The organism is Clostridium sp. BL-8, assembly GCF_002006495.1.
GTDB lineage: Bacteria > Bacillota > Clostridia > Clostridiales > Clostridiaceae > Clostridium.
This window is the reverse complement of the sequence record NZ_LZZL01000060.1, coordinates 1-23699: the sequence shown is the minus strand read 5'-3', so window position 1 is coordinate 23699 and position 23699 is coordinate 1. Positions and strand designations below refer to the sequence as shown.

At 30.9% G+C, this 23699-nt stretch carries 20 protein-coding genes and 1 pseudogene; 18 read left to right on the top strand and 3 right to left on the bottom strand.

Annotated features, from left to right (window positions below; all coding sequences use genetic code 11):
• The first annotated feature begins 358 nt into the window (after positions 1-358).
• Together vanR and CLOBL_RS18745 are read left to right on the top strand one after the other, a co-directional pair.
• On the top strand, positions 359-1057 hold the full coding sequence (gene vanR / locus CLOBL_RS18750; RefSeq protein ID WP_077860425.1) for a VanR-ABDEGLN family response regulator transcription factor: 699 nt from the start codon (positions 359-361) through the stop codon (positions 1055-1057).
• Positions 1047-2168 (top strand): HAMP domain-containing sensor histidine kinase, encoded by a 1122-nt coding sequence (locus CLOBL_RS18745; protein WP_179117793.1) that lies wholly within the window; start codon positions 1047-1049, stop codon positions 2166-2168. Before vanR ends, CLOBL_RS18745 begins: the two co-directional genes overlap by 11 nt.
• Before the next feature lie 147 nt (positions 2169-2315).
• Here the strand turns inward: CLOBL_RS18745 and CLOBL_RS18740 are convergent, their stop codons facing one another.
• Positions 2316-3371, bottom strand: coding sequence for a beta-propeller fold lactonase family protein (locus CLOBL_RS18740; protein ID WP_242953877.1), 1056 nt, complete (start codon positions 3369-3371; stop codon positions 2316-2318).
• Positions 3372-3724: 353 nt separating this feature from the next.
• Here CLOBL_RS18740 and CLOBL_RS18735 point away from each other — a divergent pair, with 353 nt between their 5' ends.
• The 6 genes and pseudogenes from CLOBL_RS18735 (at position 3725) to CLOBL_RS18710 (ending at position 8607) form a co-directional block, all read left to right on the top strand.
• A complete protein-coding gene (locus tag CLOBL_RS18735; protein WP_077860422.1) occupies positions 3725-4690 on the top strand; it encodes a D-alanyl-D-alanine carboxypeptidase in 966 nt (321 codons plus the stop codon).
• Positions 4691-4968: 278 nt separating this feature from the next.
• Positions 4969-5802, top strand: a complete 834-nt coding sequence (locus CLOBL_RS18730; protein ID WP_143323893.1) for an AraC family transcriptional regulator — start codon at positions 4969-4971, stop codon at positions 5800-5802.
• 40 nt (positions 5803-5842) lie between these two features.
• Positions 5843-6577: pseudogene (locus tag CLOBL_RS18725) on the top strand (MFS transporter); the annotation flags it as partial.
• An 89-nt stretch (positions 6578-6666) separates the two neighbouring features.
• Positions 6667-7311, top strand: a complete 645-nt coding sequence (locus CLOBL_RS18720) for an MBL fold metallo-hydrolase (protein WP_077860418.1) — start codon at positions 6667-6669, stop codon at positions 7309-7311.
• 480 nt (positions 7312-7791) lie between these two features.
• Positions 7792-8295, top strand: a complete 504-nt coding sequence (gene vanZ-A, locus CLOBL_RS18715) for a glycopeptide resistance protein VanZ-A (RefSeq protein WP_077860437.1) — start codon at positions 7792-7794, stop codon at positions 8293-8295.
• Between the two features lie 120 nt (positions 8296-8415).
• Positions 8416-8607, top strand: coding sequence for a hypothetical protein (locus CLOBL_RS18710; protein ID WP_009170970.1), 192 nt, complete (start codon positions 8416-8418; stop codon positions 8605-8607).
• On the opposite strand, the gene CLOBL_RS18705 is transcribed toward CLOBL_RS18710, so the two are convergent.
• Entirely contained in the window at positions 8567-9118 is a 552-nt protein-coding gene (locus tag CLOBL_RS18705; protein WP_077860416.1) for a DUF5662 family protein, read from the bottom strand. The two genes, CLOBL_RS18710 and CLOBL_RS18705, sit on opposite strands and share 41 nt — an antisense overlap.
• Positions 9119-9579: 461 nt before the next feature.
• Here CLOBL_RS18705 and CLOBL_RS18700 point away from each other — a divergent pair, with 461 nt between their 5' ends.
• The 8 genes from CLOBL_RS18700 to CLOBL_RS18665 all read left to right on the top strand — a co-directional run bounded on the left by CLOBL_RS18700 (position 9580) and on the right by CLOBL_RS18665 (position 19926).
• Positions 9580-10980 carry an MATE family efflux transporter gene (locus CLOBL_RS18700; RefSeq protein ID WP_077860415.1) on the top strand — a complete coding sequence of 467 codons (1401 nt, stop codon included), beginning with the start codon at positions 9580-9582 and terminating at the stop codon, positions 10978-10980.
• Positions 10981-11131: 151 nt separating this feature from the next.
• Complete coding sequence (locus CLOBL_RS18695; protein ID WP_077860414.1) at positions 11132-11470, top strand: hypothetical protein; 339 nt, start codon at positions 11132-11134, stop codon at positions 11468-11470.
• Between the two features lie 360 nt (positions 11471-11830).
• A complete protein-coding gene (locus CLOBL_RS18690; RefSeq protein ID WP_077860413.1) occupies positions 11831-13180 on the top strand; it encodes an FAD-binding oxidoreductase in 1350 nt (449 codons plus the stop codon).
• A gap of 595 nt (positions 13181-13775) precedes the next feature.
• Positions 13776-16013 (top strand): RNA polymerase recycling motor HelD, encoded by a 2238-nt coding sequence (gene helD / locus CLOBL_RS18685; protein WP_077860412.1) that lies wholly within the window; start codon positions 13776-13778, stop codon positions 16011-16013.
• Between the two features lie 351 nt (positions 16014-16364).
• Positions 16365-17534: a stalk domain-containing protein gene (locus CLOBL_RS18680; RefSeq protein ID WP_077860411.1), complete on the top strand. Its 1170-nt coding sequence runs from the start codon at positions 16365-16367 to the stop codon at positions 17532-17534.
• A gap of 235 nt (positions 17535-17769) precedes the next feature.
• Positions 17770-18261, top strand: coding sequence for a sigma-70 family RNA polymerase sigma factor (locus CLOBL_RS18675; protein ID WP_077860410.1), 492 nt, complete (start codon positions 17770-17772; stop codon positions 18259-18261).
• Complete coding sequence (locus tag CLOBL_RS18670) at positions 18248-19417, top strand: hypothetical protein (RefSeq protein WP_077860409.1); 1170 nt, start codon at positions 18248-18250, stop codon at positions 19415-19417. Before CLOBL_RS18675 ends, CLOBL_RS18670 begins: the two co-directional genes overlap by 14 nt.
• 218 nt (positions 19418-19635) lie before the next feature.
• On the top strand, positions 19636-19926 hold the full coding sequence (locus tag CLOBL_RS18665) for a hypothetical protein (protein WP_077860408.1): 291 nt from the start codon (positions 19636-19638) through the stop codon (positions 19924-19926).
• A gap of 228 nt (positions 19927-20154) precedes the next feature.
• Here the strand turns inward: CLOBL_RS18665 and CLOBL_RS18660 are convergent, their stop codons facing one another.
• Positions 20155-20724, bottom strand: a complete 570-nt coding sequence (locus CLOBL_RS18660; RefSeq protein ID WP_077860407.1) for a phospholipase D-like domain-containing protein — start codon at positions 20722-20724, stop codon at positions 20155-20157.
• Between the two features lie 332 nt (positions 20725-21056).
• Here CLOBL_RS18660 and CLOBL_RS18655 point away from each other — a divergent pair, with 332 nt between their 5' ends.
• Both CLOBL_RS18655 and CLOBL_RS18650 read left to right on the top strand, forming a co-directional pair.
• Positions 21057-22157 (top strand): N-acetylmuramoyl-L-alanine amidase, encoded by a 1101-nt coding sequence (locus tag CLOBL_RS18655; RefSeq protein ID WP_077860406.1) that lies wholly within the window; start codon positions 21057-21059, stop codon positions 22155-22157.
• Positions 22158-22167: 10 nt separating this feature from the next.
• Positions 22168-23586 (top strand): DUF5050 domain-containing protein, encoded by a 1419-nt coding sequence (locus tag CLOBL_RS18650; RefSeq protein WP_077860405.1) that lies wholly within the window; start codon positions 22168-22170, stop codon positions 23584-23586.
• Positions 23587-23699: the final 113 nt, after the last annotated feature.

Here is a 23699-nt window from a genome sequence, read left to right as displayed (position 1 = left end):
GATATATATTCAATGAAAAACCTTCAGAGTTTTATTAACCTGAAGGTTTTTTGAATTTTTATTGTCATATCGACAAAAAGTATCGTTTGATTTACTATTATGGTATAAGAATATCAAATAAAGATTTGTTTTTATCCAAGCACAATAAAGAATATCAAAAGAGTTTTAAAGAGTATGTGTGTGCTATCGTATAAAAAAGCATTATAGAATTTTAATGAATATTTAAATGATTTACATAAAGATTAAAGCTTAGATTAATAAAGCCCTAAGGTTTTCGTAAGAAAATTATTATGATATAAATTTTTGTTTTGCGGCATTATAATGGTGAGTGTTTAATCGGGAAGAAGGGAAAGAACTTATGAGTATTAATATTTTGGTTGTAGATGATGAGCAGTCTATAGCGGACCTAGTTGAAGTTTATTTAAAAAATGAAGGTTTTACAATACACAAATTTTATAACGGTCAAGATGCGCTCAGGTGTGTTAAATCGGAACAGTTAGAGCTTGCGATACTTGATGTAATGCTGCCGGATATTGATGGCTTTACTCTCTGCCAGAAAATTAGGGAAAATCATAATTTTCCTATTATCATGCTGACTGCTAAAGAAGAAGAAATTGATAAAATTACCGGATTGACACTAGGCGCGGATGATTACATAACTAAGCCATTTCGCCCTTTGGAACTTGTTGCCCGTGTAAAGGCACAGCTTAGAAGATTTACCAAGTATAATTTTGCTGAGCAAAACCAGGAAGAACACTTGATTGCTTTTTCCGGCTTAGTATTGGACATGGATACCCATGAATGTACGCTGAATGAAAAAAAGCTATCACTAACACCTACAGAGTTTTCAATTCTTTGGGTTCTTTGCTCTAATCGCGGACGGGTGGTAAGTTCGGAAGAATTGTTTCATGAGGTATGGGGAGATAAGTATTTCACTAACAGCAATAATACTGTAATGGTTCATATTAGGCATTTAAGAGAAAAAATGCATGATAGTACAGAACATCCTAAATATATCAAAACGGTATGGGGGGTTGGCTATAAAATTGAAAAGTGAGAGAAATAATGACTATTCTAAGTTAAAAAGAAAGGTATTTTCTCAAATGCTTCTGATTACAGTGGCCGCTGCCGTGACTGTTTATCTGTTGCGCTATATTCTGCGTGGACAGATTGGAAATCGTATTGTTCGATTTTTAGTCAATGCTTTTAATTTTGACAATTCGGATGCACAGATAATCTATCAGCTTGTAATTCGCAACAATATGGATATAATCCTTTTTGTTGTAATTATAATATTTTTAGTTATACTCTTTCTATTTTCTGTTTCATCTTGGTTTACAAAATATTTTGATGAAGTCAGCGCTGGAATGGATAGACTTGTAGAGGAATCCGATGATGAAATTACATTATCGCCAGAATTGGATTTTATGGAAAATAAGTTAAATCAGATAAAAAACAATTTGGAAAAGCAAAAGAAGGCTGCTCTTGATGCAGAGCAGCGCAAAAATGATTTAGTAGTTTACTTGGCTCATGATATAAAAACACCTTTGACCTCTGTTATAGGATACTTAAGTCTTTTGGATGAAGCTTCTGATATGCCTCTTGCGCAGAAGGCGAAATATGTTGGTATTACCTTAGAAAAAGCTTATCGATTAGAGCAGCTTATAAATGAGTTTTTTGAAATTACAAGATTTAATCTTCAAAGCATTGTTTTGAATAAAGAAAAAATTAATTTACTGTTCATGCTACAGCAGATGGCAGATGAATTCTATCCAATGCTGACCCCACAAGGAAAACAGGTGGAAGTCAATGTACCTGACGGTCTTACGTTGTTTGGAGATGCAGACAAACTGGCACGTGTGTTCAATAACATACTGAAAAATGCCATAGCCTATAGTTATGAAAACAGTGTTATTGACATTTCTGCTCAGCAGCAGGATAAAAATATTATTATAACTTTTAAGAATCAAGGTAATCCTATCCCCAAGGCAAAGCTTGAAACTATTTTTGAAAAATTTTATCGATTAGATTCTGCACGTTCCACAAACACCGGTGGAGCAGGGCTAGGCCTGGCAATCGCACAAGAAATTGTCATGGCACACAATGGAATAATCTCTGTGGGAAGCAACGCAGAGCATACTACATTTACAGTAAATCTCCCGTCATAAGAAAATCTTAAGAAGTTCATAAGATTGAATTCCAACTTAGCTCCTTATTCTGTGTTTAATTTTGAATATCAAATGATTCGCTTCTATATAGTAAAGAGGACCACCACGTTAAAGCGTGGTGGTTTTCATGCTCTTATATTAATATAATTAAAGAACTGCTAGCCCTTGCGCACCCACATGAGGTAATCTTGTATTTTGATAAATTTGTAGAAGGGTTAAGTGTCCATTTTCTTTGATTCTAAAAATACTTATAGAACCTTCTTGCCCATTTAATACATAGAAATTTTGACCTTCTCTATCTATACTACTATCAATAGGTCCGCCAGTCATACTTGGAGTGCTTGGAATACTTTCTATAATAGTTAATGAGCCATTCTCATTTATGCGATATCGAGTAAGTGTTCCACTTCCAGCATTAGAGGTATAAGCGTATCTTTCATCAGGAGTAACAGAAATCCAACAAGTGGCTGTTTGATTATTTAAAACAGAGGCACTTATTACGTCAAGAACTCTATTTCTTTGAACATAATAAGATGACATAGCATTTATAGTTACCTCGGCCACTACTAAAATATTATTGTGAAGGTAACTAGAACCAAATGGACCAGCTCCGTTAGATGGATTTACTACTGGATTACTTAGACTACCATCATCATTAATTTTGTAAATACTAATATTATTTGTTACATTCTCAGATACGGCAAGTTTAGAACCATTTGAACTTGCTACTATACATCTTGAACCGGCTGTATTCGAACTTAGAAGTCTTTTTGAGCCTTTTAGAGGTCTAAGATGTCCATAGAAATCAATATGAAAGCCTGATACATTTGAAGGAGCTTGAGGAGAATTCCCTGAGTTGGTTACATAAAGATTGTGGTTAACCTCGGTTAAACTATTAGGGAAAATTCCACCAGATGGAATAACATCTACAAGTGTAAGATCAGTTTGATTAATACGGAAACTACTTATTTCATTACTACCAGCATTGACTAAAAAAAGAAATCTTTTATCACGAGAGATTACTATTGATCCTTGAGAGCCTAAAGGATCAACTATTTGAGCCCCTGTCCCTTTTCCACCAGTTTTATAGACTTTTTGATATGATAAAAATCCATCGCTACGACGGAGGAACACAACAACTTTATTTTCTAGTTCATTTGTCATAGAGAATAACATGTTATATTGATTATCTATACAATGCACTTTGTTCACCTCCATAAGAATAATATTTTTAAATGTGAACATATTTTATAATATGAGCTATTTACTTAATTCGTTACATTTGAGAATAAAAAGGTTAATAAATGATGTAATATGCTGGTATGTGTTATCATAAACGTAGTAATGAACTGTAACTTATAAAGAAAAGAATTAAGATTAAATCTATCCAATGCTGATTTCACAGGAAAGACATGTATGTGTAAATGTGCCTGACTGACTTTACAGCAAATCTTCCATCATAAGAAAATCTTAAGAAGTTCATAAGATGGAATTCCAACTTAGCTCTTTATTCTGTGTTTAAATAATATCAGCACAGAATAAGGGGTTGTTTTATTATGGTACGAAAATTAAAAAAGAAAAAGTCAAAAATACTAATATATGCAGCATTTCTGTTGATGATTGGAATTGCTGCTTTTGTTTATAAATATATTATTGTTCCGGGATATCAGCACATCTTTGAGAAAGAATATGGTGGTAGAATAACATCGGCTTCATCGTTTGATTCCTCTATTCCTATATCTCCTGACAAGCTGAACAGTCCTAATGCGATTCTGATCAGTCTAAAAGATAATACCATCCTGATGCAGAAAAATAGTGAAGAAAAAATCTATCCTGCTTCTTTGACTAAAATGATGACAGCCATTGTTGCCATAGAAAATTTACCTAATCTAAAGGAAGAAATCAAACTGAGCAATTCTACGTTTCAGGGTCTGTACGGAGCTGATGCATCAATGGCAGGTTTTAAACCAGGAGAGCAGGTTAGGGCAATCGACCTGTTATACGGGGCACTGCTGCCAAGCGGTGCTGAGTGCTGTATTGGGCTTGCCGATCAAATTGCAGGGTCAGAGCAGAATTTTGTAAAGATTATGAATAAAAAGGCGGCTGATCTTGGTATGAAAGATACTCATTTTGAAAATGCCACTGGGCTTCAGAATGAAAATCATTATACAACAGTCAAAGATTTGTCTATTCTTCTAAGCTATGCATTGAAGAATGATACCTTCAGGGAAATTTTTACTTCATCTCGTCATTCCACAGCACCTACGAATAAGCACCCTCGTGGGATAACATTTAACAGTATCATGTTTGAGGAACTAAAGAATCAAAATATTGTTGGCGGGGAAATTTTAGGAGGAAAAACTGGATATACCGATGAAGCTGGTCTATGTCTTGCGAGTCTCGCCAAAGTGGATAGACAAGAATATATTTTGATTTCAACTGGTGCAAAAGGAGATCACCATTCGCAGCAGTATAATATTACCGATGCATTAGTTGTATACAACAGTATTGATAAACCATAAGGTCTTCCAACATCAACACACGTTGGTGTTATTTCATTGAAATATGTTTAATAAAATAGGCATTCTTTCAATGTTACTTATATGAACTATGTAGTAATTATGTCACTTTCATTTATATTTTTGTTAGATATGTTAAAATAGAACAAGAATTCTAGTGATTCTAATAAATAATTATAAGATATTATTAATTTACAAAAATTATAATTGCAATAAATATGAGAATATTACCTTAATCATACTAATTTTTGAATTTAACTTAGATTATCATGGAGGAAATTATGAATATAATAAAAAATTTATTTTTTCATCTGCACTATTGTAATTGTAAGCAATTAAGTGGGGAAGTGAAATATTCAAGTAGAGTTAATAGAACGCTTAAGCATCATGTACTGATTTTAATTACTGAAGGTAAGGGATATATTAGAACTACGCATGAAAGCTACCAACTTAAGGAAGGTACTTTGTTATATCTTTGCCCAAATGTCCAATACTCTGTAGAAGTTGATTCTGTGGAACCTGTTCATTTTTTTTCAGTACATTTCAGTTATGCAATTGTAGGATTTGATAATGATAAATGGGATATCACCGATAAAGTTAATAATTTCCCATTAGATTTTATGCAAAGTCTAAAGGATTATTATCTGGTAGATAATGCATTTAAGAAGTTAGTAGAAAATTGGATGGCTAAGTTACCGAATTATGAGTTCATAGCGAAAACTTTGTTTCAGGAATTATTGTTTGAAATTTTTCAAAATATAAAGAATAATAACAATAATTATTCAGCGTCATTAAAAGTTGAAAAAGTGATTGAGTATATGATAAATAATATAAATAATAAAATTACTTTGACGGAATTATCAAAGCTGGTGTGCCTGTCTCCTGCGTATTTATCCAGAGTTTTTAAAGAAACTACCGGATATTCTGTAGTAGAATTTTTTAATAAGATAAAAGTTGATAAAGCCAAAGAGCTAATTATAGATGGTGATAAAAAAATAAAAGAGGTTGCTAAAGTACTTGGTTTCACTGATGAATTTTACTTTAGCAGGATCTTTAAAAAGATTGAGGGTATAAGTCCTTTAGAGTTTTATCACAAAAATGTCCATGGATATTAAAATCTTGCATGGAATAAAGGCATTTTCATGATTATAATGTGGATATATATCAGAATATTTTGGACTCAAAAATGTATTTTTTATAACTGGCGGATTGTTGTTTGTAGCATTTATTACTGTTGCTTTATTTGTAAAGGAATCTTTTACGCCTTCAGCTAAAAAGACGATTAGCCTAAAGGGGGTATGGGAGTCTGTTCCTGAAAAGACTTTGACACTTACTATGCTTGTTACATTTTTTATATTAACAGTAGCATTATGTTCTGTTGAACCAATTATAACAATATATATTAGTCAGTTATCGAAAAATAGTAATCATATTGCAATTTTGGCTGGCTTGGCATTCTCAGCTTCTGGACTTGCAAATATAATTGCTGCTCCGAGAGTTGGGAAACTATCAGATAAAATTGGGGTACAAAAAGTTATGTTAATAGCCCTTATAGTGGCTGGGCTAGATTTTATACCACAAGCTTTTGTAACAAATTCTTGGCAGCTAATGGGACTTAGGTTTATATTAGGCTTAACCAGTGCAGGTCTAATACCCGCAGTAAATATACTTATTAAAAAAATTACTCCTAGTGAAATTACCGGTAGGGTTTTTGGATTTAATATGTCAGCAGGTTACTTAGGTGTATTTGGAGGTGCTGTTTTAGGTGGACGAGTAGCAGCCTGGTGTGGTATCAGATATGTATTTTTTATTACAGGTGCATTATTACTGATAAATGCTATTTTAGTTTATTTTAAAGTTTATAAAAGAATGAATACTTCCCTAAATTGAAGTTCTAAATGGACTTTAGGATTTAATTTGTGAGTGGAACGAACGTGGTTTATTTACCTAGTGTTCTAATTAAAAGGAGGAAAATTTAAATGAAGATTAAATGGTTTGGACAATCATGTTTTATGATAACTTCTAAAAATGGAACAAAAATATTAACAGATCCTTATAAAAAAATGTTGGGGTATAAATTGCCTGAAATTGAAGCAAATATAGTATCTACTAGTCATGAGCACGGTGATCATAACAATATACAGGCAGTCAGCGGTGACTTTATGCATATAAACAAATTAGGCAGCTTTTCAAAAGAAGGGATTGAGATAAAGGGAGTACAGACATTTCATGATAAAGTTTCTGGAGCCAAGAGGGGTAAAAATACCATATATAACTTTAAAGTTGATGGACTAAATATTTGTCATTGTGGAGATCTTGGACATATTCTGGATTCTAATCTCGTGAATGAAATAGGTACTGTAGATATATTGCTTCTTCCTGTTGGTGGGAGAGCTACAATAGATGCAATTGATGCAGTTAATGTAATGAAGCAGCTAAAACCTAGAGTAGTTATACCTATGCACTACAGAACGAAAGCATTAGGAATATTTGGTTTCATATTTGCCAAGGTTGATAAATTTATATCAGCTTCAGGGCTTAAAGTAAAGGAACAAGATATACTGGAATTAAATCAAGAAAATATTAATGATTATTCTGGTATTGTTGTTCTTAAATATGATTAAGATTTGATGCATCGTATTAAAAGACATGTTAGAGTGATATTATTTTTTTGGTTGTGCATTAACCTCAAAAGGTTGTAATGGTAACAATAATTTTATATGAGATAAAACAAAATGGAGGCTGAAAAGGCCTCTATTTTTATAATTATATTATCGTGATCAGGCATATTGAGATTAATCCAAAGAACGTTAATTTATTCATGGTTTATTGAAATACCTAAAAAATAAGGCATTCATAAGGAAATCTTAAGAAATTTATAAGTACTTATTTAGAGAAAGCCTATCCTATTTTGATAGAATGAAGTTATCAAATCGTATAGGCTTTCTTAATTTCAGAAAGGGGGCTCTCATACGAAAAGAAAATAGATTTTGTTTCTACATGAATTTGAAATGTAATACAAAAGGTAAAGGAGATTAGATAAAATGACAGCAACCAATCAATTGGCTAGAGAAAATTTACAAAAAAGAATTAGAAGAGATTATATGGGGGAAATGCTATCTAGAGGATTGCTAGCTTTATATTTAGTGATGCTAATCTGGTTAGTCTTATTCAAATTACAATACGATATTTTGTCAGTATTTAATTATCATCATAGAAGTCTTAACTTAGATCCATTTACTTTTCCTTTAAAGCTAAATGGAAGTATTAATTTCGGAGAGCTTATAGATAATGTTATAATTTTTATTCCTTTTGGCGTGCTTTTGAATGTCAATTTCAAAAAAGTTAGATTTTTACCTAAGTTTGTTTTAATACTGATTTTTAGCGTTGCTTGCGAATTAATTCAATTTATCTTCGCTATTGGAGCGACAGATATAACAGATGTAATTACAAATACTGTTGGAGGCTTTCTTGGACTGGAATTATATAGCTTGAGCAATAAGTATATTAATAACAAAAAATTAGATAGAGTTATTATTTTTGTTGGCATACTTTTGCTAATTTTACTGCTATATTACCGTATTCATGTACTAACACTAAAATATTAATTACAATTATTTGTATAATTATATAAACAATATTGAAATTGGTGACATAATTAGAGCATAGATTAACCATAATATAAAATATCATAATAATGATATTTTATGAAAGGGAGTTGTGATACTATGAATGTTTTGAAAGAACTTATTGCTAGAAGTGTATTAGTTGTTGTATTAAATGATGCGATTATATTTTATATAATCGGTAAAAGTTCTCGGAAAATAACATTACCTATAGCAGTTGGAATTATAGCAGTCACATGTATCGCATTAGTAATTAATATTTGGTATTGCCTACATCGGAATGGGATAATATAAATTTAATGTATGCAAAAGTTGTATCTTCTCCCTCATAGGCTAGTTTATTAAGTAAGATTTCTAAAAGTTCTCTTACTTCTTTATGTAAGATATAATAATGTTTTCTCTTTTCATAATAGGCGAGTGGACATTTATCGTCATACTTTTCTTTTAAATAATTTTTTGAAGCACATACTCTGTCTATAAACATTTCTACAACATACTTAACAGGCATTTTCATTCCCATTAAGCCATCTTCTTCATTTATTCCATAATCAATCCAATATTCAAAATGATGTTTATTTCTGCCCTTATGATGGAGCCATGCTGCTGAATATCCTTCCACAGTTTTCTGAATACTATTAGGACTTACATAGCCTCGATAATATTTCATTCCAGCTGAAAACTCCACAAATGAATATTTAGATAGATCATGAAGTAAGCCTTGTTTATATAAACCTGCTTTAAAACAATACTTCATAACTAATAATTTATGATTAGTTATAGTTTTAAAATGATTGATAATATTCATAATTCTTATTTCTCCTAGTAAGGCACAATGCCCAAAAATACGTCGGGTCTTCGGCCTATTATTTTTTATGTGCTTAATCTAAAATTTTTTTATTAAGCTTGTATAAGTCTAATACTATTATATGTTTTTTATATTTAAACATAAAGAGATAAAGTTAAAACAGCGTAAACGACCTCTTCTAAAAGCACTATTGTTCTTCATAAGTGGAGAAAGAAAAGGTACAGACAGGGTATATGAAGATAAGGTAGGGTTTATAATCTATATAACCTAAAAGTAAATTTCATGATGGAAAAATTAATTGTAACATTTTATGAATAGATAGAGTATAATTTGTAGTGCTATGCAGTATTTTGATGATTGATAAAATAAATCTTGATAATGCTTGTATATTTCATATAATTATGCTTTATATGATTCCGATGTTATAAATGAAATTTTACGAAGATTTTAGGGGGGATTTTATGGCTGGAACTAGAAATTTAACACAAGGTAATCCTGCTAAGTTAATATTATTATTTACTGTTCCATTATTAATAGGTAATATATTTCAACAATTTTATAGTATAGCTGACACATTTATTGTTGGACGTACTATAGGTATTAATGCTTTAGCTGCGGTTGGTTGTACAGGCAGTATAATGTTTTTGATTTTGGGCTTTGCTCAAGGTTTAACAGCTGGTCTTTCAATTATTACAGCTCAGAAATTTGGTGCAGGTGATAAAAAGGCAATTAAAGAAAGTTATTTTACAGGTATAGTAATTAGTATGATAGTAACTATAATTCTTACTGTTATAAGTACAATTTTTGCAAGGATTATATTAGAGGTAATGAATACACCAGTGGAAATTATAGAGGATGCATATAACTTTGTATTTATTATATTTCTTGGAATAATAGCATCAATGTTTTTTAATTTTTTCTCAAACATTATAAGAGCATTAGGTGATAGTAGAACGCCACTACTATATTTAGTGGTAGCATGTATTTTAAATGTAGTGTTAGAGTTTGGATTTATTTTGATTTTTAAGATGGGGGTAAGAGGAGCTGCACTCGCAACTGTGATAGCACAAGGAGTTTCCGCTTTATTATGCATATGGTACATAAAAAGAAACTTACCAATACTTAAGTTAAAAAAGAATGATTTAAAAATATCAAAAGGTGTTTTTATAGAGCATGTAAAGATGTCCTTACCAATGGCCTTCCAAGCATCTATAATAGCAATTGGTGCTCTTATAGTACAATTTGCACTTAATAATTTAGGCGCTGTTTCTGTTGCTGCATATACAGCAGCTCAAAAGATTGATAGTATTGCAATTCAACCAATGATGTCCTTTGGTATTACAATGGCTACCTATACAGCTCAAAATTATGGTGCTAAAAAATATGAAAGAATAAAAGAAGGAGTAAGAAAATGCATTCTTATATCAGTAACCTTCAGTGTTATTGTTGCAATTATTAATATATTTGGAGGCCATTTTCTAACAGCAATCTTTGTTGGAGATGAGCAAAAAGAAGTTATTTCATTATCACAAACATATTTAACATCTAATGGAATTTTTTACTTTGTACTTTCCCTGCTTTTTATATATAGATATACCCTTCAAGGCCTAGGCCAAAGCTTTATTCCAACTATTGCAGGTATTATGGAATTATTAATGAGAACTTTTGCTGCAATAATGTTATCAGGACCATTTGGATTTTTAGGGGTATGTTTATCAAACCCTTTAGCATGGTTTGGATCATGTATTCCACTTGCTTTTGCGTATTATATTACTATAAGGAAAATAAAACATGACCAATTGGGAAAAGAGCAATATATAAATGATAGTGATATGAGTGAGTGTAGTTGTGTGAATAAGTAATAATAAAACGTCATTAATTTTTATTTTAAACTTCTAAAACGACGATTAAGACATAAAAGTGTACATTTGAAAAAGAATGGCTTTAACTAATTATAAAACGTGGTTTAATACAAGTATAATATAAAATAATTTTGGTATAGAGGTGTTTAGAATGGAATTACAATTGCCGTTATTTTTAACATTTGCATGTGGTATAATTGCCTTATGGATGTGTATAAAAACTTCCAGAAGTGTTTACAATGAACGTATGAATATAATAGAGAAAGAAGTCAAATCATTAGGTGGAGATATTATTAGTATTGAACAGGTGAAAAGAACGAACTGTCCTCTTAATAATGAATATCAAGAAGTAGAATTAAGCTATAAATTCTACAAAGTTAAATACGATTTAGAACACAAACTGAAAGAAGGCTGGGCAATTATAGGTATGAAACAACACTGGTGCGGACCCAATGGGGCAATTGATTCAAAATGGATGTGGCGTTTATAATTGGAAAAAGTTTTAAGTGACTTTCAAATATTTCAAACAGATTGTGCATTAAAGATAAAAATTCTATAATCAAAAAAGCAGTAGCAGAGCATGAACTACTGCTTTATTTTTTATATTTAAGTGGCATAATATGTTATAATAAATGCTATTATTTTAAGTGATAAATCATTTGATCCATATCCTATAAAAAGAAATTACAAATAGCTTTTACAAAATCAAGCAATCGTCTATATTTATAGGCTAATGAACCCATTACATTATAATTTAGTTATGTTATATCCAACACATTAATATACTAATTAGCATAATATAGTATTATGTATCACTAGTAAAAAATCATTAAGAAATGGAGATGATTGCATGTATTGTTCTAAGGAACCTGAATTAACTGGACGTATTGTTACTCCTGGAGATATTCAATATGACGTAGATCGTCAAGACTTTAATACCTTTTTTAACAAGTTCCCGTTAGTAATTGTTTATGCCCAAGAAACACAGGACGTAGTTAATGCTGTACGATGGGCGCGTTATAGAAAGGTACCAATCCGCATACGTTCAGGTGGACACAGCTATGAGGCATTTTCGCTTATAAATGCGGGAATTGTAATAGATGTTAGTGAAATGACAAAAGCAGATATAGATCGTAAGCATGGTACTGTCACAGTACAGACTGGAATAAGGAACTTACCTTTATATAGGATTCTTGGAGCTGAAGGATTAGTTGTACCAAGTGGAGTTTGTCCGACTCCTGGTATCGGTGGTGTAACATTAGGAGGTGGTCACAGCATTCTATCTAGACCATGGGGATTGACTCTTGATAATTTACTCGAACTTGAGATGGTTGATGCTGACGGAAATATAATCTATGCTAGTGATAATAAAAATGAAGATTTATTTTGGGCTTCGCGTGGTGGCGGTGGTGGCAACTTTGGGATATGTACCTCATTTCGCTTTCGCACACACCGTATTGACACAGTAGGATTTGCAGAAATAAGCTGGGATTTAAAAGATCTAGAACCAGTACTACGAACTTGGCAGGAGTATACTCTACCTTCTGCTGATGAACGACTTACTCCAACTCTTTTTATGGCATCAGGAGAGCAGACATCGTTACTAATGCAAGGAGTTTTTCTTGGTTCAGAAAAAGAATTATCCAATTTACTTCAGCCTTTACTTCGAGCAGGTTCACCACAAAATGTGATTATAAAAGAAATACCTTGGATTGAGGCTGCTGAATTAATTGCTGACAAACAACCAGGAACACCAATACCTTTTAAGAGTGTTGGACCATATTTATATCACTTATTACCAGATAAAGGGGTTAATACTGTTGAGCATTTCATGAGTGAAGCTCCTCCTAATTCAACAGTCTCTGTTTTCTTACACGGCTTAGGAGGCGCGGTAGCGGATGTACCAAGTTGGGCTACAGCTTATCCTTATCGTAAAGCTCTTTCTAATATGTCACTTTTTGCTACTTGGAGTAAACCGGATGGGGCTGCTGCTGGAATACGATGGGTTGAAGAATTTCGTCAAGCGATGCTACCATTTACAAGAGGGGTTTACGTAAATACTCCTGATTTATCAATCAGAAACTGGCAAAATGCTTATTATTATGAGAATTTCTATCGTTTGACTAAGGTAAAAGCCAAATATGATCCTGAGAACGTATTTAAGTTCCCACAAAGTATACCGCCAGCAATTTATTACTAAAAAGTTATAAAGAGATTTAAAAATTAATGAAATAAGAAAAATACGCAGTAGTTAGGAGCAATCCGACTACTGTTTATTTCTCTTATTTCATTAAATTATTCAAGAGTTTCTTTTTCTCAATATATATTAAAAAATATGCAATATGAAAATATATACTTATTAATCAAGGATAATAAAACATTATAAATAAGTAAATAGAGATAGTATATATGGCAGCATTGAGGCCAGTATACTATCTCTATTTCTTTAGGAAATAAAGAAATATTATGTTTAACATTTTTACTATTGACATCATAATAGAAAAATATTCATAGTTTTCGTTTGGATAAGAATTTATTTAGCTAGAATATTGGGAGAAAAACCACGGTCTGGAGGAGTAAATAAATATTAAAATGCATCAAAAAAAGATATTTATCCAATGACAAATATCTTTTTTATTGACACAACAAAATAAAAACGATACAATGAATTAGATATCGCTTTGATTATGGTGCATTATATACTTCTCCAATTTTATTATACACCATTAAAAAAGCGATGTCAATAGTGTTTGGAAATGATTTTACTAAATTATTTTTTTAAGGAGTGAAACATTATGAACAATAATGACTTTGAATGGAAACTTGAACATGAATGGCTGAAGGAGGTGCTTAAAGAAGCTCAAAAACAATTTGATGAAAAACGTAATTTCAAAGAAAAATTTAAAAGTGACGCAATTGAACTGCAAAGGGAGTTATGGGAGGATGTAGGTTCTGTTTCTATAGAAAATGGATTAGAACAAATTGTAGGTTTCATGCAGTCTATCAATACCATGAAAATACAGAAGAGAAGCCATGAGTTCACAAGAAAACTTGAGGAAAAATACGAAAAAGTACTTTTGACACCATATTTTGCAAGGATGGATTTTATTGAAAAAGGAGATGAGAGGGCTGAAAAGTGCTATATAGGAATATCCAATCTTATTAATGATGATTTTGACTTTCTAGTATATGACTGGAGAGCTCCAATCTCTAGCCTGTTTTATGATTATGAAATTGGAGGAGCAGAGTATAAATGCCCAGAAGGAACTGTAGAGGGGAAACTCACCCTTAAAAGGCAGTATAAAATTAATAATGGTAAACTTGAGTATATGTTTGACAGCAATATTAAGATAGATGATGAAGTATTACAGGATATCTTGAGTAAAAACACTGATACCAAGATGAAGGCTATTGTAACAACTATACAAAGAGAGCAGAATAAAGTGATTCGTAATGATGAGTATAAAAACCTAATTGTTCAGGGGCCTGCTGGAAGTGGGAAAACCTCTGTTGCTCTTCATAGAATTGCCTATCTTTTATATAAGCATAGAGATAAAATAACTCCTCGAAATATAGTAATATTTTCTCCAAACGATATTTTCAATGAGTATATTTCTAATGTATTACCTGAACTTGGAGAAGATAATATGAATCAAACTACGTTTAAGGAGTATATGCACAAAGCCTTAGGCAGTGAGCTTAACAAAGAAAATTATAGCGAAATGATGGAGACTATTTTAGCCTCAAAGAAGGAAGCAGCTTATCAAATAAAGATCGATAATATAAAGTTTAAAGCTTCAATGGAATTTATAGATATATTAAAGAGGTACGTAATCTTCCTAGAAAAAATGGATAGAAACTTTAAAGATATAACATTTAGAGGCAATTTGATAATTTCTACGCGGGATTTAGAAGAACTGTATTTCAAAGATTATGTACAGCTGCCACTAAAGAGGAGGCTTCAAAAGATAAGGGAGAGAATTTTATTTCTTTTAAAACCTCATGAAGAACATCGGATAGAAGAAGTAGCTGATGAACTTAAGAATTCGGATTCGTATATGGATAAAATTGAAATTATGAAACATAGTACAGCTAGAGTAAAGGATGAGCTGAAGGAGCTTTATTATGAAATCAATAGAATAACAGAGTTTAATTTACTGGATATTTATAAAAAGCTATTTGAGAACCTAGAGTTTTTCTTAAGAGATTTAAATATTGAATACAAGGAGAAAAAAATTGATGAAATAAAAGGCTATACTTTAGAAAACCTAAGGATACGAAAGCTTAATTATGAGGATCAGCCACCACTCTTATATCTAAAAGGTGCACTGGGAGATCTTCCTAAAACCTCAGAAATTAAATACGTTATTATTGACGAGGCCCAGGACTATTCACCGCTGCAATATGAAATTTTTTATCAGCTATTTAACCATGCAAGTATGACTATACTTGGAGATTTAAATCAATCAATAAACCCATTCATGAATGTAGGAGATTATAAGAATATCTCTCATATATTCACAGAAGATAGTACATGCATAATAAATTTAACTAAAAGCTATAGATCTACAATGGAAATTACTAAGTTTTCAAGAAGGCTGCTTAATAAGGAGATTGAGGCTCAATGTGTAGAAAGAAGTGGAGAAGAGCCTTTACTTCTTGGATTTTCAGATGAAGATGCAATAAAAGAAAAACTTCTTGAAGATATAAAAATATATAATGAGAAAAAATATAAATCCATTGGTATTATAACAAGAACCGCAAAGGAAGCAAATGAGGTATACAATTTCTTAAAAGATAAGATTGACGTTAAGGTAATAGTGAAGGATGATGATGAATATGTAAGTGATACCTTGATAATCCCCGCTTATCTTGCTAAAGGATTAGAATTTGATGTAGTGCTTATATATAATGCAGGAAATGAAAATTACAATTGTGAGGAGGAGAGGCTTTTGCTTTACACTGCTTGTACCAGAGCACTCCATATTTTATGCGTATACTACTCAGGAAAGATGACATCGTTGATTGAGTAAAGTATAAGTCTTGTTTTTAGATTTTAAGATTTTTTATAAAATTTTATGATTTTTTGCAACACTTCTCTAAGTTGGATTGTATTACTAATAGAAGACACAATTGAAAAATAGCTAGTCCATCTAGTCCCTCTACTAGGCTATGTTTCATCAGGCTGATTAGGCAGATAAACTTAATATGTCCGGTCAACTATGAGTGCTATCTGTCTTCTTGTCTGATGAAATAAATATATTCATGGCAATTTTGGGACTTGTTATTTTCATTCATGTGTCTAAAAGGAAAAATTAAGATATAAGCACATAAAAATAAGTATAATACTCGATTATACGAGCTTAGAAGGAGTAGATAAAATTATGAAAAAATTAATGATAGGTATATTAACAGCAGTAACAATTATGGGGATGTCAGCTCAAGCATTTGCAGCAGATTCATTTGTTCATAAATCTAATCCAGCGCAGATCATCGGAGGAGATATTCCAATATCAAACTCTGCACCTAAGGATGTGGATATCAACAAGGTATCGATATGCGGGAAAAATATAGAGCTTGGAGTAAATGGTGTTTCAATATATAAAGGTAAGATTATGGTTCCACTAAACATTACAGCAGAAAGTCTTGGGTTTAAAGTTGAGGCGGGTAATGATGATAAAACTATAACCTTAGATAATGGTAAAATTAAAGTAAATGTTTATGTAGGAACAGATGGTTATTTTATATTAAACAATGATCCTAATTCTATGTCAGTGATGATGATGCATATATTAGGTGCGGAAACTATAAAGATTGATAATGTTGTATATGTACCAATTAATTTGTATAATGAGATATTGAATGATAAAAAAACAGTAGGCAGCTTTTTTGTAAGGAATAAAGATGGACAATGGATTTATTCAATTAATGGAGATCTTGCAACAGGATGGAAGTTAATAAATAATAAGTGGTATTTTATGAATAATAATGGCATAATGCAAAAAGGTTGGGTTCAAACTAATGGCGATTGGTATTACTTGTTAGATGATGGAGAAATGGCTGTAGATACAGTGACTCCAGATGGATATAAAGTAGATCAAAGCGGTAAATGGGATGGTAGTCCAGCATCTACTGCAGGAATTCAGACTCCAGGTGTTGACGATTTAATAAATCCAGTCGTAAATTATGATACTATAGAAGAGGCTCAAAAAATATTAAAATATAAAATCACAGTTCCAAAGGAATTATTAGGTAAATATAATATCAAATATATAAATACTATCTCAAGAGATTTATTTCAAATATGTTATGTAAGTAATCAAGGTGATATTTTATTTAGAATGGGACAAGGTACTGAAGATATAAGTGGTGACTACAATAACTATAAGACTAATAATACTATAAATATAAATGGTATCAATGTTAAACTAAAAGGAGACGATAATCTAGTTAAAGTTGCGGTTTGGAGTGCAAATAACATGTCATATTCTATTTCAGTAAATTCTGGCATGGCTCAAGATGATATAATAAAAATAGTAAAAAGCACATTTTAATTATATATATTCTAACAACTATAGATAAATTAAATTCATGATCAACTTATGCCAGTTAATTTATTCAATAACTGCTAGACTTAAACGTATATCAAACATAGAAATCTTATACATCCAGCGAAGTTTTCATAGTCTACTGGAGTAAATATGTATAAGATTTAGGTTGATACACGTTTAAGTGTAAAGTTGATTAGCTATAATACATTGTGCTGCTGGATGGAAGGATGAGTTTTTAATGAAAGAGGTTTCATTGCGTACGGATGAAATTATTTCACAAGATTTGGAGAATTATGGAGATATGCTGCTGAGGCTTGCGTATTCATATATGAAAAATCTATATGATGCAGAAGATGCTGTTCAAGATGTTTTTATACAATTGCTTAAAAATATAGAGATATTTGAAAGTGAGGACCATAAAAAGCATTGGCTTATTTGTGTTGTCCGAAATATCTGTAAAAATAAGTTGAAATCCTCATGGTTTAAAAAGCATGTAGAATTAACTGACATGCCTTATTATGATGAATATAAAGATAATAATGTTTTAAATCAGGTTTTAAAGCTCCCACTGAAATATAGGGAGATAATTCATTTATATTATTATGAAGGATATACCACGGTTGAAATATCAAATATAGTGGATAGGAAAGAAGCAACAGTAAGATCATTACTTAGCAGAGGAAGAAACCTGCTAAAAAAAGAGCTAAAGGAGGAGTATGATTTTGAGTAAGAGATATAATGAAGAAATAAGTAAAATAGTAATGAATGATGATATGAAAAAAAGAATACTCCAAAATGTTCTGAATGCAAGCGAAAATGGTGATGAAAAAAATATTAAAGTTGAAACTACTTTACCAAAGGTAAAAAAAATTAATAACATTAAAAGAAATATGCAGGCAGTTGCAGCAGGCTTTACTGTAATTTTATGTTTAAGTATAGCTAAAGCTTATCCTATGCTTTTAAAAAGTGTACCTAATGATCTAGAACATAATGAATCAGCAGAAAATCATGATGATGGAAATAATGACTTAAAATCCAGTGATGATAATAAAGTGGTTAATAATGAGGATAGCAAAGAAGCCTCTGGTAATAATAAAGAAGATCAAACATTAAATCAGAATAAGAATAATTATAATAGTGGTGATGGTTATAAAAAAGAAGAGGATAATGTCGTCTCAGAAATAGAGACAGAAGAAAAAAACAAGGATAACTCACAATCAAACTCAGAGGTAGTGCAAAGCCAAGCAGCACCAACTGATGATAATAAAGCTACAGGAAATTCAAATAGTTCATCAAAAACAAATACAGAAGAAGCTGTTAATAATAAAGGAAATAGTAATGTAACAAGCCCAGAAACCCAAACACCTCCTGGGGATAAAAAGGAAAATAGAAATGTAGCAAGCACAAAGCCAAAAACAGAATCTGAAGATGCAATGCTGGATAAAATGCGAGTAAATAATACAGATAATAATGATTCAGAGAACTCAGTTATGTCAGCTGAAGATGTAAATTATAATCAAGAATATAAGACATTAGATGAAGCTGAAAAAGCATTAAATTTAAAAGTAAATCCATTAAAAACAGTGCCTAAAGGTTATGAAATGGAAAACGTAAGCACTATATCAAATGAAATAATACAAGTAGACTATAATAATGGTAATAGTAATATAACTTTCAGAGCAGGTATAGGCACTGATAATATAAGTGGGGATTATAATACGTACCAAGTTAAGAAGACAGTTAAAGTAAATGGACTAAATGTGAATTTAGAAGGAAACAAAAGTGAAGAATATAACTTAGCTGTATGGGAAAAAGACGGCATATCATATTCGATTTCAGCTGAAAATGGAATTGACGAAAAAACAATATTGGATATGATTTCGTAATATTTGAAGGACGTACTTTTTGAGTATCACGGAATTTGAGTTATAGATATTAACTTAATAAATAAGATAAGTAAATAGTATAATAAAAATAGCTGAGGCTTTCTAAATTCAGAGGGTCTCAGTTTTAATTATTTAAGGATATTGTATATCAAGCTTTGTCATATTTAAGTTTTATTGAATATTATTAATTAATAAAAGTTTTGAATGGAGTGCGATATATGAAAACTATGGATAAATTTAAGTTTTTTACAAGGTTTGCTGAGTTAGATGGGCTGAAAAATGTAGATGCAGGTAGCAAGATATTGAGAAATTTAGCTGGTCGTCATGATGAGGTTTGCTTAGGGCAAAGACAAGTAGGAGAGAGAAGTTACCATATTTTCTATTTAAACAAGAGTGAATTTTGTGTTTATTATCATGGAGGTGGCACAGATTCACTATATTGTTCAGAGAAATTAGATGACGTTTTAGGTTATGTAAACAACTTAAAGGCCGAAGATTTAAATAACTAAGGAAATATATTCTAATAGTTTTTAAAATCTCTAAATTTAGGTAACATGTTAAATTAAAAAAGGATATAATTGAAGTTTTTGATAATGCACATGAAAATAAATATTATCAAAAACTTCATAAACAAGATTAAAAAAGAATTATTATAGTTTTGTTATTTTTTATAAATTTATTTATTTTTGTTTGGTAAGGCTAGTCATATATATATCGTAATAATTTTTTTGTTATATTTAGTAATTCTCAAAATCATTAGCATTGTCCCACATAGAATTAAATCCTACAGAGTATTCTTTAACTATGTCAGGCTTTTTCATAATCATTGAAGGATCATTTTCATTTGCATCATCTTCTAGGTAGTTATAGCTGCCTCCTAAAGCTTCAGTATCATCTATTATAATAAAGTTTAAGTGTGTTGACCCTGTAGGAGCATTTATCTTTATAGGGATACCACTTTCCTTAAACTTGTCCAAAATTTCTTTTTGAGTTTTAGAATTAGATTTTTCTGAATCTGTTATTACTTTAACATCAATACCTCTTTTCTTGGCATCTAAAATGGCATTAGCTAGGTCTTCTTTTGTAATTAAGTAAGCATCAATATCTAAGCTCTTTTGTGCTGTATTAATTTCTTTAATCCAAATATCATCTGAGCTTTCATTTTTTTGAGTTGAATATGTTCCTGTTTGACTATTATCTTCTGGTTGTATGCTTGGCTTTGGGCTGGCAGTTTCACCACACCCAGAAAGTAATAGTAAAACTGATAATGCTGAAATTAGTGATTTAGAAAGCTGTTTTTTATTCATAAAATTTCCTCCGTGGTTAAGATATCAATTATAATGCAACATGAAAAATGAAGCTAAATAGATTCTCTTATTAATTTAAAATTGTTAGTATTTAACTCATATAAGTTTAGCACTTTGGATAGATAAATATCCTATATAAGTTAAATTTATGATTTATTTATTTATCTATATTATTATATATTTTTTATATTTAAATATAAAGCATTAAATAACAAGTAACTTTAATACTACATTTTCTATATATGCTTAATGAATAGTGTAAAGCAATTTATGAAAAAATAAAATCAAAATCTATTTATAGTATAGAGAAAATGTTGAGAGGGTAAGTATTTATGAGAAAATTTATGAGTATGGTCTTTGGAATGGCATTAGTCTGTATTTTTATGATACCTGTTTCTTATTGTAATGGAGAGACAGGGGATAGCAGTGAAGCTGCTGATAACAAAATTTATGAGTTGCAGCAGAATGCTTTTAAATACTATCAAGTCGAGCATAAAGGAACTTTAGGAATTCCTATTTCATGTTCATGTGAAGGGTCTGAGGCGGGAGATATTCGAAAATATACAGTAGAGCCTAAGTACTCTGAATCCTTTAAAGATAATAAGATTGAAATAACTATTTCACAAGTTAATGTTACTGGTTCAGCAGATAACTTTAATTCAATTTTGAAAGATAATAAGTATATAAAGGATATAAGGTTAAATAAACTTGATAATAATACAGTAAAAGTTTATATTGAGACTTCTGGAAAAATAGATATTAAAATAAATACGGTAAAAAGGAGATATTCTCCACTCGGAGACGATAAATATGAATTTACAACTTTTATAGGCGTCACCTTTGAAGAAAAAGTTAAAGATAATTCTAAAATAATTATCATTGATCCTGGGCATGGTGGCTCAGAGCTTGGAACAACAGCTAACTTTACTTATGAGAAACAGTTAAATTTGGATATATCTGAAAGGATAAAAGAAAATCTTGAAAAAGCAGGATATCGTATATATATAACTAGAAATGATGATAGCAATGTAGAATTATTGGATAGAACAGATCCTGCCAATCTTTTAAATGCAGATTTATTTTTTTGTGTACATAATAATTCTCTTCCCCTAGATGTAAGTATGCAGTGCGTTCATATGTTTAGAGGAACTACGGTACTATATAATTCAACTGCACCAAAACCAGGAAGAAAGTTTGCCACTATACTTATGAGGGAAGTATCTGCTGCCATAAAAACTAATACATATCCACTTCAGGATAGGCCAAATCTTGCAGTGTTATCATCAGCATGGTGCCCGGCAGTGCTTATGGAAACTACTGTTTTGACTGATGATGGCGATACAAAGATGATGATGCATAGGATTAACAGCCAAAAAGTCGCAGATGCATCACTTAGAGCTGTAAATAAATATTTTAATGAAAAAACTGAGTGAGGGTGGATATATGACATATACAAAGATTATTAATAGATTTGTTTCTTTTACTGCTATTGCAGCATTAATTTTTATTTCATGTAACATGAGAGCAAAAGCTGATACAGGAGGAACGGATTTTGAACATGCGAATTTTGGCACTGTTTCAGGCTTAGCAGTTGAAAAACAAAATCCATATGTTGAATATGCAGGAGTTGACCATTATCCAGTTATAAATGGTGACAGTGTTAAGATCAACATGACCGCCAAGTATGACGGAGGTTATTCAGACTATGGTAACTATGATCCAGTACAGTATAGAGTGTTTATAGCTAAGGGTGAAGAAAAAGGATACGCAGAATTAACTAATGGATATTCAAATGCTATTCCTGCATACAATGAATTTGTTATAAAGGATAATAAACCATTAACTGAAGGTGATTATAAAGTTATGATTTTGGTAAAGAAATCTTCATCTAATGGAATAGATAAAAATTCATATGGAGCTTATGATAATATATATAATTTTAATTTTACCTGCTATAACAGCTCAAATGCTCCTAAAAATGATGATTCAAAGGTTTCGAGTTTATCCGGTAATATTGTAAATGACGGAATGGCTGTAGAAGATGATGATTATATATACTATATAAACAGGGTTGGAGATGTTTATGGCGCAGCTCCTGATTATTTATACAAAATAAAGAAGAATGATCTTCCAAGAAAGGATTTTTGTGACTTAAGCTATAACACAAAAGTAATTCCAAATAGAGTATGGAATCTTAATCTTGTAGACGATTGGATTTATTATAGCAATTGGAAGGATCCTTTTCATCATAGTATAAATAAAGTTAAAAAAGATGGAAGTGAAGACACCTGCATAGCAAATGAGGCAACAGGTAATATGTTTGTGGAAGAAAATTGGATATATTATGTTAAAAGAACAAATTCTCATTCAATTGAGTTAAATAATATATACAAGATATCCTTAGATGGTACCTGCAGAATAAAGCTTAATTCTAATGGTACAGAAGATATGACTGTGGGTAATGAATGGATTTATTATACTAATATATCTGATGGCTATAAAATCTATAGAATGAAATTAGATGGCAGTGAGAATACAAAAATTTGTGATGATGAAACTTTATTTATGACTGTGCATGAAGATACTGTATTTTATAGCAATAAAAGCGACGATAATAAGTTATATAAAATAAATGGGGATGGAACTTTGAAAGCGAAATTATCTAATAACAAAGTCACATTTATAAATGCAAGCAAAGAATATGTGTATTATGTAAATTATTCAGATAATGAAAATCTTTATAAAGTTTCAGCTAGTGGAGGAAAGTCTAAAAAAATCTCTAGCGAGTATGGAACTAATATAACAATTCTTAAGGATAAAATATATTTTAATGGCATGTTTTATAAAAACTACGAGTCCTAAGTTATAAGCCTAGTTCCTAGACTGGATATCCATATGTAGAATAATTATCTATTTAAGTTAAACTTTTGTGTGTATCTATACTAGAAATCATATACATTTTGTGAAGCAGGCAT

What these genes read in the sequence shown, in the direction of transcription:
- CLOBL_RS18690 (WP_077860413.1), top strand. Translation starts at nt 11,831, where the DNA reads ATGTATTGTTCTAAGGAACCTGAATTAACTGGACGTATTGTTACTCCT.
- CLOBL_RS18705 (WP_077860416.1), bottom strand. Translation starts at nt 9,118, where the DNA reads ATGAATATTATCAATCATTTTAAAACTATAACTAATCATAAATTATTA.
- CLOBL_RS18720 (WP_077860418.1), top strand. Translation starts at nt 6,667, where the DNA reads ATGAAGATTAAATGGTTTGGACAATCATGTTTTATGATAACTTCTAAA.
- CLOBL_RS18665 (WP_077860408.1), top strand. Translation starts at nt 19,636, where the DNA reads ATGAAAACTATGGATAAATTTAAGTTTTTTACAAGGTTTGCTGAGTTA.
- CLOBL_RS18695 (WP_077860414.1), top strand. Translation starts at nt 11,132, where the DNA reads ATGGAATTACAATTGCCGTTATTTTTAACATTTGCATGTGGTATAATT.
- CLOBL_RS18675 (WP_077860410.1), top strand. Translation starts at nt 17,770, where the DNA reads ATGAAAGAGGTTTCATTGCGTACGGATGAAATTATTTCACAAGATTTG.
- CLOBL_RS18655 (WP_077860406.1), top strand. Translation starts at nt 21,057, where the DNA reads ATGAGAAAATTTATGAGTATGGTCTTTGGAATGGCATTAGTCTGTATT.
- CLOBL_RS18680 (WP_077860411.1), top strand. Translation starts at nt 16,365, where the DNA reads ATGAAAAAATTAATGATAGGTATATTAACAGCAGTAACAATTATGGGG.
- vanR (WP_077860425.1), top strand. Translation starts at nt 359, where the DNA reads ATGAGTATTAATATTTTGGTTGTAGATGATGAGCAGTCTATAGCGGAC.
- vanZ-A (WP_077860437.1), top strand. Translation starts at nt 7,792, where the DNA reads ATGGGGGAAATGCTATCTAGAGGATTGCTAGCTTTATATTTAGTGATG.
- CLOBL_RS18735 (WP_077860422.1), top strand. Translation starts at nt 3,725, where the DNA reads ATGGTACGAAAATTAAAAAAGAAAAAGTCAAAAATACTAATATATGCA.
- CLOBL_RS18650 (WP_077860405.1), top strand. Translation starts at nt 22,168, where the DNA reads ATGACATATACAAAGATTATTAATAGATTTGTTTCTTTTACTGCTATT.
- CLOBL_RS18660 (WP_077860407.1), bottom strand. Translation starts at nt 20,724, where the DNA reads ATGAATAAAAAACAGCTTTCTAAATCACTAATTTCAGCATTATCAGTT.
- CLOBL_RS18670 (WP_077860409.1), top strand. Translation starts at nt 18,248, where the DNA reads ATGATTTTGAGTAAGAGATATAATGAAGAAATAAGTAAAATAGTAATG.
- CLOBL_RS18730 (WP_143323893.1), top strand. Translation starts at nt 4,969, where the DNA reads ATGAATATAATAAAAAATTTATTTTTTCATCTGCACTATTGTAATTGT.
- helD (WP_077860412.1), top strand. Translation starts at nt 13,776, where the DNA reads ATGAACAATAATGACTTTGAATGGAAACTTGAACATGAATGGCTGAAG.
- CLOBL_RS18710 (WP_009170970.1), top strand. Translation starts at nt 8,416, where the DNA reads ATGAATGTTTTGAAAGAACTTATTGCTAGAAGTGTATTAGTTGTTGTA.
- CLOBL_RS18700 (WP_077860415.1), top strand. Translation starts at nt 9,580, where the DNA reads ATGGCTGGAACTAGAAATTTAACACAAGGTAATCCTGCTAAGTTAATA.